We start from the raw sequence: 17,523 nt of genomic DNA on the forward strand, positions 1-17,523 counted from the left end.
ATTTTTATTGATGTTATTGATAAAATGATAGGCATAGTTAAATCATTAAAATTATTATCGTATAAATAAAAAGGAGGAATTCCAATGGCAAAAGCAAAATTTGACAGATCCAAACCACACGTAAACATTGGTACTATTGGCCACGTTGACCATGGCAAGACCACGTTGACCGCGGCGATTACCAAGGTCCTTAACTTCAGCGGTGAGGCTGACTTCGTTGACTATGCAAATATTGATAAGGCTCCTGAAGAGAGAGAGCGCGGTATTACCATCAACACTGCTCACGTTGAGTATCAGACGGCTGCCCGTCACTATGCTCACGTTGACTGCCCAGGCCACGCCGACTATGTAAAGAACATGATCACCGGCGCTGCTCAGATGGACGGTGCTATCCTTGTTGTTTCCGCTGCTGACGGCCCGATGCCGCAGACCAGAGAGCATATCCTTCTGGCCCGTCAGGTTGGCGTGCCTTATATTGTTGTTTTCATGAACAAGGTCGACCAGGTTGACGATCCTGAACTCCTTGACCTTGTTGAAATGGAAATCCGTGACCTTCTGAACGAGTATGAGTTCCCGGGCGACGACACACCGATCATCCGCGGCTCCGCTCTTGTAGCGCTTGAGTCCAAATCTACGGATACGGATGCGCCGGAGTACAAATGCATTCATGAGCTGATGGACGCTGTTGACAGCTTCATTCCGACTCCTGAGCGTAAATCCGACCTTCCTTTCCTTATGCCTGTTGAAGACGTCTTCACCATTACCGGCCGTGGTACGGTCGCCACCGGTAGAGTCGATCGCGGCAGAGCTAAGGTCGGCGAAGAAGTTGAGATCGTAGGTCTGACCGAAGAGCGCAGAAAGTCTGTTATTACAGGTCTTGAAATGTTCAAAAAGACCCTTGACTTTGCAGAGGCCGGCGATAATGTCGGTGTTCTTCTTCGTGGTATCCAGAGAACGGAAATTGAGCGTGGCCAGGTTCTTGCAAAGCCGGGAACCATTCATCCGCACACAAAGTTCCGTGGTCAGGTTTACGTTCTGACCAAAGATGAAGGCGGCCGTCATACTCCGTTCTTCAACAACTACCGTCCTCAGTTCTATTTCAGAACCACAGACGTTACAGGCGTTATCTCCCTGCCGGAAGGCACTGAGATGTGTATGCCCGGCGATAACGTCGAAATGGACGTTGAGCTGATCACTCCTATCGCTATTGAAGAGGGCCTCCGCTTCGCTATCCGTGAAGGCGGCCACACAGTTGGCTCCGGCGTTGTTATTAAGATCAACGCTCAGTAATTGTAACTCTTGTTTGTTAAGGCCTTGCCCGAAAGGGCAGGGCCTTTTTACGTTTTAAATGGGTGCGTTCTGCGCAGGCAAAAGTAGCTTTCTGTCAACAGTCATGTTATAATGTAGACAAATAGAGCGTGGATTCGGCAAAATAAACTGAACCGCTTGGTGGGGAAGTATTTAAATAACTTTTTAGGGGTTTTTATATGAAGAAGGATCAAAACAATCTGTCCCGGATCGTTTTCCGTGTGTGTCTGGCTGTGGTTCTGGCAGGCGCCTGTGTTGCTTCCATGGTCTTATTCCTGCAGAATCAGGGGACCGGGAAAACGGGACTGCCGTCCGGAGTATCCGCACCGTTACATGCAGCGGCTTCGTCGGAAGCGGTGTCAAAAGCGGAGTCCAAACCGGTTCAAAAGCCGGTTTCCATTACGATTCTGGGTGTCGGCGACGACCTGATTCACGATGTGATCTATAAGCAGGCGCAGAGCCGGACAGGAGGGAAAGGCTTTGATTTTTCTCCGGTTTATACGCGCATAGCGGCGGATATCAAAAATGCGGACATCTCGGTTATCAATCAGGAAACGCCGATTGCGGGAAAGATCGCGCCGCCGTCGGGGTATCCGCGCTTCAACTCGCCTACAGAATTGGGGGACGAGCTGGTCAATCTGGGCTTTGACGTCATTAATCACGCCAACAACCACGTTCTGGACAAAAATGAAGCGGGCCTTGCGGCCACGCTGGACTACTGGGCGACTAAACCGTCCGTAAAGGTGGTGGGTGCCTACCGCGATGAGGAAGATCTGCAGAATATCCGGATTGTGGAATCAAAGGGGATCAAAACCGCCCATATTGGTATTACGGAAATGACAAACGGGCTTTATCTTCCCAAAAATTCCAAATACCGGCTGATTTACGCAAACGAGACCGAACTGATAGAAAAATTGATCAAAAAAGCAAAATCAATGGCGGACGTTGTGGTTATTTCCGTGCATTGGGGAAATGAGAATACCTACACGCTTTCGGACAAGCAGAAGACGCTTGCGCAGAATATGGTCGATTGGGGAGCGGACATCATTTTCGGAAATCATCCCCATGTTTTACAGAAGCTGACGGTCCTGACCCGGAAGGACGGGACGAAGTGTCCTGTCATTTTTGCGTTCGGCAATCTTGTTTCCGCCCAGCAGAGCGGGGATAATATGGTCAGCGGCATTCTGACCGTTACAATGACCAAGGATTTTACAACGGACAAAACGACTTTTACGGATATGAAATTCAAGCCGATCGTCACGCACTACGGCAAGGGATGCGCGGGCATTACGATTTATCCGCTGAGTCAGTACACGGACGCTCTGGCCGCCGTTCACGGCGTAAAGCGCTATACTCCGGCGTTCAGCCTGAAATACATCAACAATATTGTCAGTCAGAGCATTCCGAAAGAATATCTGCAGAAAGATTGACACACAATTCTCACAGTGCTATAATAATATAAATTAAATAAAGTTGTCTTCGGGGCGGGGTGCAATTCCCCACCGGCGGTAAAGCGGCGTAAGCCGACGAGCCCGCGAGCGAAAGCTGATTTGGTTTGATTCCAAAGCCGACGGTATAGTCCGGATGGAAGAAGATTGCGCGTGTTTGCGTATACTTTCGTCCCGCAGTTTTTTACTGTGGGACTTTTTTTTTCGTTGGCAACTAAAAAAGGAGTTTTTTAATGAGAAAGATGAAGTAACCTGTGTGTTTCCTGCATCCTTTTCACCCCGCTTTAGTGCCGAAGCGAAAATACTTATGAAGAAGATAGGAGAAATCATGAATACGATTACAAACGAAAAAAAGTCAGCGAAATTATTGGATACCAGAGGCATCGCGCAAATCGGAATTCTGTCCGCCATTGCCGCCGTCCTGATGGTCGTGGAAATACCGCTTTGGTTTGCGCCCAGCTTTTATAAAATCGATCTGAGCGAGCTTCCCGTTTTGATCGGCAGCTTTGCCATGGGTCCCTTTGCCGGCGTTGTCATTGAGCTGGTCAAAATATTGCTCTACCTTATTATTCACGGAAGCTCGACGGGCGGAGTCGGCGATATCGCGAACTTTATCATCGGCTGTTCGTTTGTCATTCCCAGCGCATTGATCTACAGACACAGCAAATCGAAAAAAAGTGCGCTGATCGGTATGGCGGTCGGTACGTTTACGCTGATTGTTGCGGGAAGCCTGCTGAACGCTTTTGTGCTGCTGCCGTTTTACGCCAAGGTGTTTAATATGCCGATGGACGCGCTGATCGCGATGGGACACGCGGTCAATCCTTCCATCAGCGATCTTACATCCTTTGTCATGCTTGCCGTAGCGCCGTTCAACCTGCTCAAGGGGATGCTGGTCTCCGCTGTGACCATGCTGACCTATAAGCGTGTCAGCCCGATTTTGCACAACAGAATCGGCAGAAGATAATCATTTATTGAAACCGTACAGTTTATCCCCGATCAGGGACATGCACTTTGCCTATTTTTGTTCTTTACGATCAATCTGATCTATGTTATAATCACATCAGAAAATTAAATATGCCCTTATCAAGAGTGACGGAGGGAACAGGCCCTATGATGTCCGGCAACCTACAAAGCGTAAGGTGCCAATTCCTGCGGTAAAGCCGAAAGATGAGGTAATCATACACGCCGTTCGGATTTTCCGGACGGCGTTTTTTATTTATTTTATTTTAGGAGGATTGCTCAATGGCAAGACATCTTTTTACATCGGAATCAGTAACGGAAGGCCATCCGGACAAACTCTGCGACCAGATTGCGGACGCCGTGCTGGATGAAATTATTGCACAGGATCCGGAAGCTCACGTTGCGTGTGAAGTAACGGCCACCACCGGCGTTATCCATGTAATGGGAGAGATTTCTACCGACTGCTATGTGGATATTGCGTCGGTGGCGCGGCAGGTAGTCAAGGACATCGGCTACGATGATCCCGCCTGCGGTTTTGACGGCAACACCTGCGGCGTGATCACCTCCATCGATATCCAGTCGCCCGATATCGCGATGGGCGTCAATCAGTCCTATGAGGCGAAGCAGGGTGCGACGGACGCAAACGACGTGACTGGCGCGGGCGATCAGGGCATGATGTTCGGATACGCCTGCGACGAAACGCCGGAGCTGATGCCGCTTGCCATCTCTCTGGCGCACAGGTTGTCGAAGCGCCTGAGCCAGGTCAGAAAGGACGGTACCCTGTCCTATCTGAGGCCGGACGGCAAGACGCAGGTGACCGTGGAGTACGACGGGGACGAGCCGGTGCGCGTGGACACCGTTGTTGTTTCCACCCAGCATGACCCCGACGCCACACTGGAGCAGATCAGAGAAGATATTATCGCGCATGTGATAAAAGCGGTAATTCCTGAAAAATGGCTGGATGACAGGACGAAGTTCTTTGTGAACCCGACCGGCCGTTTCGTGATCGGCGGTCCGGTGGGCGACAGCGGACTGACCGGAAGAAAAATCATCGTTGACACTTACGGCGGCTACGGAAGGCACGGAGGCGGCGCTTTCTCGGGGAAGGATCCTACCAAAGTTGACCGTTCCGCGGCTTACGCGGCGCGCTACGCGGCAAAGAACGTTGTTGCGGCGGGCCTGGCAAAAAAATGTGAAATTCAGATCGCCTACGCGATCGGCGTGGCAAGACCCGTTTCCATTATGGTGGATACGTTCGGTACTTCCCAATACAGCAACGACGAGCTTGCGGCGGCGGTGGAAAAGGTGTTTGACCTTCGTCCCACGGCGATTATCCATGACCTGAATCTTCGCCGTCCTATTTACCGTTCCGTTTCCAATTACGGCCATATGGGCCGGGAGGACCTGAACGTTGCATGGGAAAAGCGCGACAAGGTCGATGCTCTAAAAGCCGCATTGGCAAAATAAGCATAGCATTTGGTCGCCTCGGCACATAAACTGTGTTGAGGTGACTTTTTATGCTTGAGATCCTTGCAAAAATCGCTTTTGTTCTTCTGGCTATCATCGGCGCCGCTGAAATCGTCAGGAATATCATTTTCTGGATGCTCAGGCCCTCCCGTCCGGGCAAGCTTTATCTGGTCGTTTCCCTGGAAGGCCACGATGAAGGCGCCGAAATGCTGCTGGAAAGCGCGATCGAAAGACTGAAATGGATTCGCGGCGACGAAAAAATGCTGATTTGTCTTGACAAAGGAATGGATGAAGAAACAAACGTGGTATGCAGAATTATTTCCAACCGAAATCCCGGAGTAGAGGTCTGTACTCCCGAAGAACTGCCGGATATTCTATGTCAATAAATTTGCAAATACATAGCTCATGTATTATACTAAATTTATGAATCATAAAATACGAGGGAGTTTCATGCGGGAAGATCAGATGCTGGAAATGACCGGTTCCGTGGAACAGGTCATTTTTAAAAATGAGAAGAACGGATATGCGATAATAGAAATTAATAACGGGGAAGAATTGGTTACGGCCGTGGGTACGATGCCGCTGGTCAGCGCGGGCGAGGAAGTGCGCGTTGTGGGCAGCTGGATCAACAATCCGAACTACGGAACCCAGTTTAAGGTGGAAGGTTTTGAACGCTCGAAGCCCTCCACTGCGGCCGCCATGCTGAAATATCTTTCGTCGGGCGCTGTCAAGGGCATCGGCCCGGGTACCGCCGGGAAAATTGTGGACATGTTCGGCATGAACGCGCTGCAGGTACTGGAAGAGGAACCGGAGCGCCTTTGCGCCATTAAGGGAATTACCAGGGCAAAAGCAAAGAAAATGAGCGATGAGTTCAAAAAGATACACGGCATCCGGGAAATCATGCTGTATTTAAGCAGCTTCGGCATTTCGCCCGACGAGGCCGTCAGAGTCTGGAAGCTCTACGGCCCGCAGGCTGCGGAGCGCGTGCAGGAGGACCCCTATTGCCTGTGTGAGGACGGGCTGGAAATCGGCTTTGAGCGCGCCGACGATATTGCCGCCTCTCTTGAGAGGCCGCAGGACGACGGCTGCAGGGTCCGCGCAGGCATTCTGCACGTTTTGAAGCACAATGTCGGCAACGGCCATACCTGCCTGCCTGCGGACAAGCTTTTGGCCGCCGCGCAGAAGATGCTCGGCATTGGGCCGGAGCAGGCTCTTGACACGCTGGAAGCCCTGAAGGCGGAAATGTCTGTCTGCGCCGTCCTTTTTGATGGCCGGGAGTATATTTTTACCCCTAAGCTGTACCGGTCCGAGCTGTACTCCGCGGGAAGGCTGAACATGATGCTTCGCTTTCCGGCGCAGTCCATTCTTGGAATCGATAATTATATTTCAAATATTGAGGAAACGTTTCAGATTCAGTACGCCGACGGACAGAAACAGGCGATCAAAGAGGCTCTTTCCAAGGGCATGCTGATTTTGACGGGCGGGCCGGGAACCGGAAAAACCACCACCCTCAACGCGATCATCAAGATTCTGGAGACGAAGGGGGAGAAGGTTCTGCTTGCCGCGCCGACCGGCAGAGCGGCCAAGCGGATGTCCGAGCTGACGGGGCAGGACGCGAAAACGATCCACCGTCTGCTTCAGGTGGAATGGGATGAAAACGATCTGCCCGTGTTTTCCAAGAACGAGAAGAATCTTCTGGAATGCGACGCGCTGGTGATTGACGAGCTGTCCATGGTGGACGCCAATATTTTCGAAGCGGTCCTGCGCGCCCTTCCGCTCGGCTGCCGCCTCGTCATGGTCGGCGACTGCGACCAGCTGCCCTGCGTCGGGCCGGGCAACGTGCTGGGCGACCTGATCGCCACCGGACTGATGCCCGTTGTCCAGCTCAATCAGATTTTCCGCCAGTCCATGCAAAGCCTGATTGTTATGAACGCGCACAGGATTGTAAAAGGAGAGATGCCGGAGCTTTCCGTCAGAAGCAGCGACTTTTTCTTTCTGCCGTACGGAAGCCCCGCGGAAATCAGCTCCACGATTGTTGATTTGTGCGCGGCCCGTCTGCCCGCAAGCTACGGATACTCGCCTTTGTCGGATATCCAGGTGCTGTCTCCCTCCAGAAAAGGGGAACTGGGTACCGTGGAGCTCAACAAAAAGCTGCAGGCAGTGATCAATCCTCCGGATAAAACAAAAAATGAAATCACCATTAACGGCACCCTGTTCCGGGAGGGCGACAAGGTGATGCAGATCAAAAACGACTATAACCTGGCCTGGGTGAAACCGGACGGGACAAGCGGGGAAGGCGTTTTTAACGGCGATCTCGGTATTCTGTGCGGCATTGACCGCCGCGCTTCCACTATTACGGTGCAGATGGATGACCGCATGGTGCTTTACGAGCTGGAGACCGCGGCGGAGCTGGAGCTTGCCTATGCCATGACGGTACACAAGAGCCAGGGAAACGAATTTACCGCCGTTGTGATGCCCATGTTTCAGGGAGCGCCCCAGCTTTCCTACAGAAATTTGCTGTATACCGCGATTACGCGTGCAAAGTCCCTTTTGATTCTAGTTGGGTCGCAGAAAGCGATTCAACGCATGGTTGAAAACGATAAAAAAATGCGCCGGTACTCCGGGCTCTACTATTTTCTGACCGGAGGCGCGCAGAATGAGCGCTAAGCTTTTTTCGATGTTTCTGGATATGATTTTTCCGCCGAAATGCATATTCTGCCGCGGAATTGTTTCCTCAGGTCAATCCGTATGTGAAAAATGCGAAAAAGAAATTTTACATACCTCCGGCGAAAAATGCATTTATCTGCCGGGTTCCGGTGAAACTATTTTATGTACCGCGCCCTATTTATACAGCGGGAAAATTCGGGAATCCATTCTCCGATTTAAATTTTACGGGCAAAAGGATTTTGCGGATTTTTATGCGGAGAGCATGTCCGTGCAAATCGGGAAAAGCTTTCCCAAAGCGCGGTTCGATTCCGTTACGTCCGTTCCCATCTCGGGGGAGCGGTACAAAACGAGAGGCTATAATCAGTCGGAGCTTTTGGCAAGGGCGGTCGCAAAACGCCTCGGCCTGCCTTACCGGGAGTATCTGGTCAAGCTCCGGAACAACCGGGAACAGCACAAGCTGAGCGAAAAGGAACGCCGCAGCAATGTCCGGGGTGTCTATCGGATCAGGGACGGGGAGCAGACAGCGGAAAAAAGCATCCTGCTGATAGACGATATTGTAACTACCGGCGCTACGCTGGGGGAATGCGGCTGTGTTCTGCTTGACGGCGGAGCAAAAAAGATTATGTGTGCCGCAGTGGCCCGTGCACTTTAAGTTGAAAAATTTCTGATTTTGTAATAATATAATAAGATGAATAGAGATTGGATGTGATTACGTGCTGGGTACTGACATTGCGATAGATCTTGGTACATCAGCCGTCAAGATTTACCTTGACGGGAAAGGCATTATACTTAATGAACCGGCAGTTGTTGCCGTTAACGTGGAAACGGACGAAGTTGTGGCAATCGGCTCGGAAGCCTACAGGATGGTGGGACGTACCTCGGACAAGATTTCCGTTTCCCATCCGCTTTGCAACGGCGTCATTTCCAATTTTGATCTGGCGCAGTATCTAATTAACACCTATTTGAAAAAAATCAGCGGGAGCAAGGTTTTTATGCCCCGCGTTGTCGTCAGCGTGCCGTGCCAGATTACAGAGGTTGAGAAACGCGCGGTGGTGGACGCGATCAGCGCGGCGGGCGTGCGCAAAATCTGTCTGATTGAGGAACCCGTGGCCGCGGCGCTCGGCGCCGGTGTGGATATTTCCACGCCGCACGGCACCCTGATCGTCGATATCGGAGGGGGCACGACGGATATGGCGGTGCTTTCCCTGAGCGGCATTGCGATCTCGCGCTCCATTAAGGTCGCCGGGAATGCCTTTGATGAAGCAATCATCAAGTATATCCGAAGAAAATACAATTTGATTATCGGCCAGCGCATGGCTGAGGAAGCAAAAATCGCGATCGGCTGCGTTTATCCCAGAAAGGACCTGTGCAGTCACAGAATTAAAGGCAGAAATGCAATGACCGGGCTGCCGCAGTGGGCGGACATCTCCTGCGACGAAATGCTGGAGGCCCTGATTGAACCGGCGATGCAGATTGTCCGGACCATTCAGGAGATGCTGGAAAAAACGCCGCCGGAACTGATGGGGGATGTTTATTCGGACGGTATCATTCTGACGGGCGGGTCGGCCCAGCTTTACGGTGTCGATATGCTGATTTCCAAAAAGGCGAAAATGCCGGTAAAGCTTGCCGAGGATTCCCAGATCTGCGTTGCGCTGGGAGCGGGCAAGGCCATTCAGTTTATTGACGACATCCAAAATAAGGGGTACGGCGTACTGAATCCGCTGAGCGCCGCTTATTAATTAAATAGAAATGATTTCAAAAACTAAGCATTGTTGTGAGTTTTTACAACAATGCTTTTTTATATCCGGCTTGCTTCATTTTGTAAAAAAGCTGTCGATATATAACATTAATCATCGGGGCGCGGCTATAGTCCTGGTGCGGCAAGTCGGAAATCAATGCGGTTGAGAGGAGAGAAAAAAATGAAAAAGATCAAATTACCCAAAATCAAAATTCGGAAACTGAATTTCAAGAAAATCCGGTTTCGGAAGATTCATCTGAAAGCCGACAAAAATAAGCTGGTATTCAGAATCCCGCTCCGGATTATTTCTGCCGTTGCCGTTATGATGGTGGCGTTATGTGTGTTCCTGAACATCTACCTGTCTGCGTCACAGGAAAAAACGGTCGTGAACAATATCAATAACCTGGCTGAAAACAACGCCTATATGGCGTCCTCCTATCTGAACAACATGCAGACCCTGTCAAAGGCGCTGGCTCTCGAAGTTTATCGCTACAAGGAGCTGGACTCCTATACGCGCGATCAGTTTATCAAGAAAGACCTGTCCGCGTATCTGGACGACACACGCATCTTTTCGGCTTATGTGGCGTTTGAACCGAACGCCATGTTTGAACAGAGCGCGGACGGCCGGTCCTATTATGCCTATCTGTTCGGCACGGAAAAGAAGCTGGATATATTAAGCGACTACAGCACCTACAAGGATAGGGAATATTATGCGGTCAGCAAGCAGACGAAAAAACCGCATATTTCGGAGCCGTATTCTTATCAGCTGAGCTCCGGAAGAATCGTCTGGCTGATTACGATCAGCAATCCGATTCTGGATGAGGACGGCAATTTTCTGGGAGTTGCAACCACTGATATTCTGACGGATACCATCAATCATCTTGATTACGACTTGGGCGGGTACTCCACCTCCTGCAATTATATTCTTTCCGCCGGTTCGAACTATGTTTCCAATACGGCCGATCAGAAAAAAGCGGGGACCAAATATGACGGCAAGACAGGCAGTCAGGAGTACAGGGTTACCCAGCCGCTGAAAATTGAGGGGATCGACGAAAACTGGACCAGCACGTTTGTTGTCCAGAAGTCGGAAGCCTTGAGGGAAATCACCGTCCTGATCATTTTCGTCGGCATTGCCGGACTCATAGGGATCGCCGTCATCGGATTCATCGTATTTTATCAGATCAGACGGTCTCTTTCTCCGATTGACAGTATCGTCGCGCTGTCGACGGATATGGGAAACGGAAAGCTCCATTCCGATATCGAGGTACATACCAAGGACGAGCTCGGCGAACTGGCGGCTAACTTTAAAGATACTTCCGGAAAGCTGAGCAGTTACATAGAGGAAATATCCGACGTGCTTGTCAATATGTCCAACGGAAACCTGCGGCTGGAGGTTAAGCACGATTATGTAGGAGATTTTGCTCCCATTAAGAAGGCGCTTCTGGAAATCATCGATTCCTTGAACACGGTGTTCGTGGAAATTGAAACGGCGGCCCAGCAGGTGGCCAGCGGGGCGGGCGAAATCGCCAACGGGGCACAGGCGCTTTCCAGCGGGGCGACCGAACAGGCGGGTTCTTTGGAAGAGCTGTCGGCTTCCATCAATGAAATATCACGGCAGGTGAAAGAAAATGCGGAGAACGCGGGCAACGCCAAACAGCTTGCGCAGGACGCGGAACGGCAGCTGGATACCGGAAAACAGACAATCGGGGAGATGACCGGGGCGATCGACCGCATCCGGGTATCGTCCGACGAAATTACAAAGATCATTAAAACCATTGACGATATCGCATTCCAGACCAATATTCTGGCGCTGAACGCCGCGGTGGAAGCGGCCAGGGCGGGCGCGGCCGGCAGGGGCTTTGCCGTGGTGGCTGACGAAGTCAGAAACCTTGCCAGCAAGAGCGCGGAGGCGGCGAAGCATACCACCTCGCTGATTGAGGATTCCGTCAGGGCTGTGGACAACGGAACCAAAATCGCTGGTAAAACGGCGGAGCTGCTCAATCAGATCGTTCAGAAATCTACGGAAGTCAATCATCTGGTCACGCAGATCGCCGCTGCTTCGAGCGACCAGGCCAATTCCATTGAACAGATCGATGCGGGGGTTTCCCAGATTTCGGCGGTGGTTCAGACCAACTCGGCAACCGCGGAGGAAAGCGCTGCCGCCGCCGAAGAGCTGTCCGCTCAGGCCGGCTTGCTCCGCGATAGGGTCGCGCGGTTTGAACTAAAAAAATAACGGCACAGCATCGTATGAAAACAGCCGCCGCTGCAGTACTGCAGCGGCGGCTGTTGTTATCGGTAAAATTTATTTGCTCATCATATAGTTGATAAACATCAGTTCATCTTCCGGATTTTCTACGTTCAGTTCGGCTGAAACCGTCGAATTTTTCGCGCTTTCCAAAAGCGCCCGCACACCATACAGCTGGCAGAGCTTGCTCTTCAGATTCAGGGTGTTTCCGTCCTCGGTAATCAGGTAGACATTTCCTTTTGCTTTGTCCAAGAGTTCAATCAGTTTTACCACATCAATGTCGTACAGCTTCATATTCTTAACCTCCTAAATAATGGGATTTCCTTCTGAGCAGATTATAGCATGCGCCTTTGACAAATACAATAACCCGCAAATTGATCTGTTCTTTCCTGTTTTGAATAAGGCCACCAAAGGAAAAATACTTTTCCTTGTATGATCATATTACCATACATTATGCACAATTGCAACTAAATAAATTTGTGCAAAAATTAGTTTTAAAAATGAAACTGGAAAAAAATTCGGCCATTCTTTCCCTTTGAGTGTGGAATCCATAAAATTTACATATCGTTCATTAAATTATGGTGTCAGATATAGTAAAATAATATACGAATACTATAAAATATGCTATGATTATAAGGATGATTCTGTGTTTGGTTACGTAAGACCGCAAAAATCGGAGCTGCTTGTCCGTGAGTATGAACAGTACAAGGGGGTATACTGTTCCCTGTGCCGTCAGCTGGGCAAAAGCTACGGAATGGTATCGCGGCTTACTTTAAGCTATGACTGCACTTTCTATGCACTGATGCTGCTTGCGTTTCGTCCGGAGTGTCCCGGCTTTCAAAGCGGACGCTGCGTTGTCAATCCGTTTAAAAAATGCACCTTCTGCAGTTCCGGGGAACCGGAATTCGTCTCTGCCTCAGCCCTTTCCGTCATTATGACTTACTATAAAATCAGGGACGATATTGCGGATTCCCGCTTCTGGGGAAAGCTTCGCGCGTATGCCCTGCTGCTCCTCGCTGCGCGGGCACATAGAAAAGCCGCCGCCGATTTTCCCCGGCTGGACGCGATTATTTCAGCTTCCATGGAAGAACAGAAGGCCGCGGAGCAGGCGCCCGACCCGTGTCTTGATTCCTGCGCGGAGCCGACGGCGAAGATGCTGCAGCAGGTTTTTGAGGCTTCTGCAGGGGAGGATGGGGAGCCAGATTCTCCTAAAATACGGATTTTGCGGCAGTTTGGTTATTTTTTAGGCCGCTGGGTATATATTATTGACGCCGCGGACGATATGGAAAAGGATCTGAAAACAGCGTCGTTCAATCCGTTTATTATTCAATGCGGCTTGAATGATGCCAGCAGTCCGGAGGAACTGGAAAAGGCGAAAAGTTATGCAAATGAGGTTCTGAACCTGACGCTTTCCCAACTGACGGCCGCTTTGAATATTTTGGATTTGGATCATTTTGGCGAGATCATTCAGAACGTTGTTTTGAAAGGCTTGCCGGAAATACAAAAAGAATTACTATTTAAGAAGGAGAAAGTGCATGTCAGATCCTTATAAGGTATTGGGAGTATCTCCAACGGCGACAGACGACGAGATAAAAGCCGCTTATCGCGAACTTGCCAAAAAATATCACCCCGATAATTATTCCGGAAGTCCGATCGCCGACCTTGCCGGTGAAAAGATGAAAGAAATTAACGAGGCTTACGATACGGTTGTCGCACAAAGAAAACAGCAGAAAAACGGCGGCTACGCCGGGTATACGGCACCAAATACGGGCTATGCCGGACAAAGCTACGGGAATTCCTATTCCTCCGGCTTTAATGACGTGCGGAATCTGATTATGCTGGGCCGCATTGCGGACGCGGAACAGATTCTGAACGGCGTTCCGTCGGAAAGCAGGAATGCCGAATGGTATTTCTTAAAGGGGACCGTGCTGTATAAAAGGGGCTGGCTGGAAGAGGCCTACAATAATTTTGCCAGGGCCTGTCAGATGGACCCCTATAACGGCGAGTACCGCGCCGCTATGAATCAGGTTACCAATCAGCGAAACGGCGTGTATGGAGGGTACAACCCCAATGTGCCGCGCACCGGCAGCTGCAGCGGATGCGATGTCTGTTCTTCGCTGATCTGCGCAGACTGCTGCTGCGAGTGCATGGGCGGAGATTTAATCCCTTGCTGCTGATTTTGTTCAGGGAGGAATCGACTTGAGCAGAACGATTCGTCTGGCCTTTTGCGGAGTCATAACGGCGCTTTGCACCGTGACGATGTTTTTGACCGGACTGATTTCCATCGGAACCTATGCCTTGCCCGCTTTTGCCGGCATTTTGCTCATCGTGGTCGTTGTCGAGCTGGGCGTGGGCTGGGCGTGGCCTGTCTATCTTGCGTCGTCGGTTCTTTCTCTTCTGCTTGCGGGGGATAAAGAGGCCGCTATGCTGTTCGTCGTTTTTTTCGGCTATTATCCGATTCTGAAAGCGCAGATTGAAGGAACGCACCGCCGCGTTTTGTCGTATTTCCTCAAATTTGGAGTCTTTAATGCCGCGATGATCCTGGGATTTTTTCTCAGCATCCGGGTGCTTGGCGTGCCGGAAGACAGCTTTACCGTTTTCGGGATTTATCTTCCGTGGGTCTTTCTGGTTGCCGGCAATTTTGTGTTCGCCGTGTACGATTACGCGATTTCCTCCCTCGTTGCGCTGTATTTTCAGAGATTCCACCGGTATGTCGGCAAATGGCTGAAATAAAAGATGGTTATGCTAATACTACCCCTGTAAAGGGGAATTTTTTTTGCGAAGGTCAAAAAAATGAATTGCAGGGAATTACCTCCTGCAAAAACATAGAAAGGCACTTGATTTTTATGCCGTTTCGAATTAATATGAATAACAGGAGTTGGTAGAATGAATAATTTGTTAGCCGTCAGAATAAGAAACAGGATGGGCGACTTTTCAAAAGGGCAAAAGCTGATTGCAAAATATATTGAGGAACACTACGACAAGGTGGCGTTTATGACTGCTTCCAAGCTGGGCGCTACCGTCGGGGTCAGCGAGTCGACAGTCGTCCGTTTTGCGACGGAAATTGGCTACACCGGATACCCGGAGCTTCAGCAGGCCATGCAGGAGATGATCCGCAACAAGCTTACCTCCGTTCAGAGAATGGAGGTAACGGCGAGCCGCATCGGCAACAACGATATCCTTGATTCCGTTTTTAATCAGGACATCGATATTATCCGCAGAACCATGGAAGAAACGCCGCACGAGGACTTCTACCGTTCGGTGGACGCTATTGTCAAGGCGCGCAAAATTTATATTTTAGGTGCGAGAAGCTCTTTGGCTCTGGCCACCTTTTTATCCTATTACTTCAATCTGATTTTTGAAAACGTCCTTCTGGTGCAGTCGACCAGCGAAGGCGAGATTTTCGAGCAGATGATCCGCGTGGACGAGCGGGATGTCGTGATCGGCATCAGCTTCCCGCGGTACTCCAGAAAAGCGGTCAAAGCGATGAACTTTGCCCACAACCGGGGTGCTACGGTCGTCGCCATTACGGACAGCGCGCTGTCCCCTCTGGCAATGGAGGCGGACAACCTTCTGCTTGCCCGCAGCGACATTGCGTCCATTGTGGATTCGCTGGTGGCGCCGCTCAGCCTGATCAACGCGCTGATCGTCACGACCACGCTGAAGAAGTCGGAAGAGGTTTCTCAGGTGTTTAAGCGTCTGGAAGATATTTGGGATGAATACGGAGTGTATGAAAAGGTAGATGATAAATCCATTGAACCGGCCTTATGACGCGCTGATTATCGGCGGCGGAGCCGCCGGCCTGATGGCCGCAGGAACTGCCGCGGGCAACGGGCTGCGCGTCTGCTTGGTCGAGAAAAATACCCGCCCCGGCCGGAAGCTGATGATTACGGGAAAGGGCAGATGCAATATCACCAACAACTGCGACGTGCAGACCTTCATCGCTTCCATTCCGTCAAACGGACGGTTCCTTTACAGCGCCGCCAACCGGTTTTCCCCACAGGACACCATCCGCTTTTTCGAGGAGCTGGGCCTGCCGGTCAAAACGGAACGAGGGAACCGGGTGTTCCCGCAGTCGGACAAAGCGGCCGACGTAGTCGATAAGCTGGCCGGTTTTGTCAGGGACAGTGGGGCGGACCTGATCACCGGTGAGGTAAAAAGATTAATTTTAAAGGACCATGTGGTTTTCGGCGCGGAATTGCAGAACGGTTCCCAGGTTTTGGCCAATTCCGTTATCGTCTGCTGCGGCGGTGCTTCCTATCCCGGGACCGGTTCCACCGGCGACGGCTACCGTCTTGCCAGACAGGCCGGACATACGGTAACTCAGCTGCGTCCTTCTCTGGTTCCGCTGACCGCTTACGGCGAAGAATGCCGCAGGATGATGGGGCTTTCTTTGAAAAATGTCGCCGTAAAGGTGTGGGATACGGTAAAGAAAAAAAATATCTATGAGGACTTCGGGGAAATGCTTTTTACGCATTTCGGCGTTTCCGGCCCCATGATCCTGAGCGCAAGCGCCCATATGGGGGAGATGTCGCCGGGACGCTACCGCGTTTCGATCGACTTGAAGCCGGCACTTTCTCCGGAACAGCTTGACGCCCGGATTCAGCGCGATTTTGAATCGAACCATAACAAGGACTTTTCAAATTCGCTGTCGGCGCTGCTGCCCAGTAAAATGATTCCCGTCGTCGTAGAAAAATCCGGGATTCCCGCTGAAACAAAGTGCAACCAGATCACCAGAGAAATGCGTAGGGCTTTTGCGGGCCTGCTGAAATCCTTTGAAATTTCCATTTCGGGTTTCCGGCCGATTGAGGAAGCCATTGTCACTTCCGGCGGAGTGAAAACCTCGGAAATCAATCCCAAAACCATGGAATCAAAGCTGGTCAGGGGACTTTATTTCGCCGGGGAAGTGCTCGATGTGGATGCATACACTGGAGGCTTCAATCTGCAGATCGCTTTCTGCACCGGCCGCCTTGCGGCGAATTCACTGAACAGGCAGGAGGAAAACGAATGACCGCAGTTGCCATTGACGGGCCTGCCGGGGCGGGCAAAAGTACGATTGCCCGCCGTGCGGCCAGGGAAATCGGCTTTATTTACGTAGATACCGGCGCGCTTTATCGTGCTGTTGGGCTTTATATGCTGAAACAGGGAGTGGACACATCGGACGTCCGCGCGGTAACTCCGCTGCTTCAACAGGTTCATGTTACGCTGACCTTTCAAAACGGGGAGCAGAAGGTGATCCTTTGCGGAGAAGACGTTTCCAGCGCAATCCGCACCGCGGAGGTTTCCATGGCGGCGTCCAACGTTTCGGCGATTCCCGCCGTCAGGGATTTTTTGTTTTCCCTGCAAAAGGATATCGCAAAGAACAATGATGTGGTTATGGACGGCCGCGATATCGGAACGGTCGTGCTGCCGGACGCACAGGTCAAAATTTTTCTGACCGCTTCTCCGGAGGAACGGGCCCGAAGAAGATACCAGCAAATGATAAAAAAGGGCGAGCATGTGGATTATGACGACGTGCTGAGCGATTTGAAAACGCGGGACTACAATGATTCGCATCGTGCCGTCGCGCCTCTTGTCCCCGCTGCAACCGCCGTGATCGTGGACACTACGGGCAATACGCTGGAGCAGTCGGTGAAACAGCTGGTTGCCATTATTAAAAAAAATCTGCAATATAATAAATGAAACTGGTG

The 17,523-nt window shown here is 51.0% G+C and carries 16 protein-coding genes and 2 riboswitches; of the genes, 15 read left to right on the forward strand and 1 reads right to left on the reverse strand.

From position 1 onward, the window contains the following. Positions 1-84: 84 nt before the first annotated feature. The 9 genes from tuf (at position 85) to LY85_RS00895 (ending at position 11,821) form a co-directional block, all read left to right on the forward strand. Entirely contained in the window at positions 85-1,290 is a 1,206-nt protein-coding gene (gene tuf, locus LY85_RS00855) for an elongation factor Tu (RefSeq protein WP_038323936.1), read from the forward strand. A gap of 197 nt (positions 1,291-1,487) precedes the next feature. Continuing rightward, entirely contained in the window at positions 1,488-2,738 is a 1,251-nt protein-coding gene (locus LY85_RS00860) for a CapA family protein (RefSeq protein WP_052010546.1), read from the forward strand. A gap of 41 nt (positions 2,739-2,779) precedes the next feature. Next, positions 2,780-2,908: riboswitch (FMN riboswitch) on the forward strand. 176 nt (positions 2,909-3,084) lie between these two features. Continuing rightward, positions 3,085-3,720: an ECF transporter S component gene (locus LY85_RS00865; RefSeq protein WP_141825113.1), complete on the forward strand. Its 636-nt coding sequence runs from the start codon at positions 3,085-3,087 to the stop codon at positions 3,718-3,720. Between the two features lie 113 nt (positions 3,721-3,833). Continuing rightward, positions 3,834-3,930, forward strand: a riboswitch (SAM riboswitch). A 68-nt stretch (positions 3,931-3,998) separates the two neighbouring features. Next, positions 3,999-5,183 (forward strand): methionine adenosyltransferase, encoded by a 1,185-nt coding sequence (gene metK, locus LY85_RS00870; RefSeq protein WP_038323942.1) that lies wholly within the window; start codon positions 3,999-4,001, stop codon positions 5,181-5,183. Positions 5,184-5,233: 50 nt separating this feature from the next. Then, positions 5,234-5,569 (forward strand): hypothetical protein, encoded by a 336-nt coding sequence (locus LY85_RS00875; protein ID WP_038323944.1) that lies wholly within the window; start codon positions 5,234-5,236, stop codon positions 5,567-5,569. A 64-nt stretch (positions 5,570-5,633) separates the two neighbouring features. Continuing rightward, positions 5,634-7,850 carry an ATP-dependent RecD-like DNA helicase gene (locus tag LY85_RS00880; RefSeq protein WP_141825114.1) on the forward strand — a complete coding sequence of 739 codons (2,217 nt, stop codon included), beginning with the start codon at positions 5,634-5,636 and terminating at the stop codon, positions 7,848-7,850. Further along, entirely contained in the window at positions 7,840-8,502 is a 663-nt protein-coding gene (locus LY85_RS00885; protein WP_141825115.1) for a ComF family protein, read from the forward strand. Before LY85_RS00880 ends, LY85_RS00885 begins: the two co-directional genes overlap by 11 nt. Before the next feature lie 61 nt (positions 8,503-8,563). Continuing rightward, entirely contained in the window at positions 8,564-9,589 is a 1,026-nt protein-coding gene (locus LY85_RS00890; RefSeq protein WP_141825116.1) for a rod shape-determining protein, read from the forward strand. A 180-nt stretch (positions 9,590-9,769) separates the two neighbouring features. Next, positions 9,770-11,821 carry a methyl-accepting chemotaxis protein gene (locus tag LY85_RS00895; RefSeq protein ID WP_185741064.1) on the forward strand — a complete coding sequence of 684 codons (2,052 nt, stop codon included), beginning with the start codon at positions 9,770-9,772 and terminating at the stop codon, positions 11,819-11,821. 69 nt (positions 11,822-11,890) lie between these two features. Here the strand turns inward: LY85_RS00895 and LY85_RS00900 are convergent, their stop codons facing one another. Beyond that, the gene (locus LY85_RS00900) at positions 11,891-12,127 is read right to left on the reverse strand and encodes a hypothetical protein (protein WP_141825118.1); all 237 of its coding nucleotides are present in this window, start codon (positions 12,125-12,127) and stop codon (positions 11,891-11,893) included. A gap of 352 nt (positions 12,128-12,479) precedes the next feature. On the opposite strand from LY85_RS00900, the gene LY85_RS00905 reads away from it, so the two are divergent. The 6 genes from LY85_RS00905 (at position 12,480) to cmk (ending at position 17,515) form a co-directional block, all read left to right on the forward strand. Then, positions 12,480-13,385: a DUF5685 family protein gene (locus LY85_RS00905; protein WP_141825119.1), complete on the forward strand. Its 906-nt coding sequence runs from the start codon at positions 12,480-12,482 to the stop codon at positions 13,383-13,385. Continuing rightward, a complete protein-coding gene (locus LY85_RS00910; RefSeq protein ID WP_038323957.1) occupies positions 13,369-14,010 on the forward strand; it encodes a DnaJ domain-containing protein in 642 nt (213 codons plus the stop codon). Before LY85_RS00905 ends, LY85_RS00910 begins: the two co-directional genes overlap by 17 nt. 22 nt (positions 14,011-14,032) lie before the next feature. Continuing rightward, positions 14,033-14,566 (forward strand): hypothetical protein, encoded by a 534-nt coding sequence (locus tag LY85_RS00915; protein WP_243122441.1) that lies wholly within the window; start codon positions 14,033-14,035, stop codon positions 14,564-14,566. A gap of 153 nt (positions 14,567-14,719) precedes the next feature. After that, a complete protein-coding gene (locus LY85_RS00920; protein WP_038323959.1) occupies positions 14,720-15,604 on the forward strand; it encodes a MurR/RpiR family transcriptional regulator in 885 nt (294 codons plus the stop codon). Further along, a complete protein-coding gene (locus LY85_RS00925; protein WP_141825121.1) occupies positions 15,576-16,844 on the forward strand; it encodes an NAD(P)/FAD-dependent oxidoreductase in 1,269 nt (422 codons plus the stop codon). The genes LY85_RS00920 and LY85_RS00925 overlap by 29 nt, the downstream gene beginning before the upstream one ends. After that, a complete protein-coding gene (cmk, locus tag LY85_RS00930) occupies positions 16,841-17,515 on the forward strand; it encodes a (d)CMP kinase (RefSeq protein WP_141825122.1) in 675 nt (224 codons plus the stop codon). The genes LY85_RS00925 and cmk overlap by 4 nt, the downstream gene beginning before the upstream one ends. Positions 17,516-17,523: the final 8 nt, after the last annotated feature.

This window comes from Clostridium sp. KNHs216, from assembly GCF_006714885.1.
Classification (GTDB): Bacteria; Bacillota; Clostridia; order Oscillospirales; family Acutalibacteraceae; genus Caproiciproducens.

What these genes read in the sequence shown, in the direction of transcription:
- metK (WP_038323942.1), top strand. Translation starts at nt 3,999, where the DNA reads ATGGCAAGACATCTTTTTACATCGGAATCAGTAACGGAAGGCCATCCG.
- LY85_RS00920 (WP_038323959.1), top strand. Translation starts at nt 14,720, where the DNA reads ATGAATAATTTGTTAGCCGTCAGAATAAGAAACAGGATGGGCGACTTT.
- tuf (WP_038323936.1), top strand. Translation starts at nt 85, where the DNA reads ATGGCAAAAGCAAAATTTGACAGATCCAAACCACACGTAAACATTGGT.
- LY85_RS00865 (WP_141825113.1), top strand. Translation starts at nt 3,085, where the DNA reads ATGAATACGATTACAAACGAAAAAAAGTCAGCGAAATTATTGGATACC.
- LY85_RS00860 (WP_052010546.1), top strand. Translation starts at nt 1,488, where the DNA reads ATGAAGAAGGATCAAAACAATCTGTCCCGGATCGTTTTCCGTGTGTGT.
- LY85_RS00895 (WP_185741064.1), top strand. Translation starts at nt 9,770, where the DNA reads ATGAAAAAGATCAAATTACCCAAAATCAAAATTCGGAAACTGAATTTC.
- LY85_RS00925 (WP_141825121.1), top strand. Translation starts at nt 15,576, where the DNA reads ATGATAAATCCATTGAACCGGCCTTATGACGCGCTGATTATCGGCGGC.
- LY85_RS00880 (WP_141825114.1), top strand. Translation starts at nt 5,634, where the DNA reads ATGCGGGAAGATCAGATGCTGGAAATGACCGGTTCCGTGGAACAGGTC.
- LY85_RS00885 (WP_141825115.1), top strand. Translation starts at nt 7,840, where the DNA reads ATGAGCGCTAAGCTTTTTTCGATGTTTCTGGATATGATTTTTCCGCCG.
- cmk (WP_141825122.1), top strand. Translation starts at nt 16,841, where the DNA reads ATGACCGCAGTTGCCATTGACGGGCCTGCCGGGGCGGGCAAAAGTACG.
- LY85_RS00875 (WP_038323944.1), top strand. Translation starts at nt 5,234, where the DNA reads ATGCTTGAGATCCTTGCAAAAATCGCTTTTGTTCTTCTGGCTATCATC.
- LY85_RS00900 (WP_141825118.1), bottom strand. Translation starts at nt 12,127, where the DNA reads ATGAAGCTGTACGACATTGATGTGGTAAAACTGATTGAACTCTTGGAC.
- LY85_RS00910 (WP_038323957.1), top strand. Translation starts at nt 13,369, where the DNA reads ATGTCAGATCCTTATAAGGTATTGGGAGTATCTCCAACGGCGACAGAC.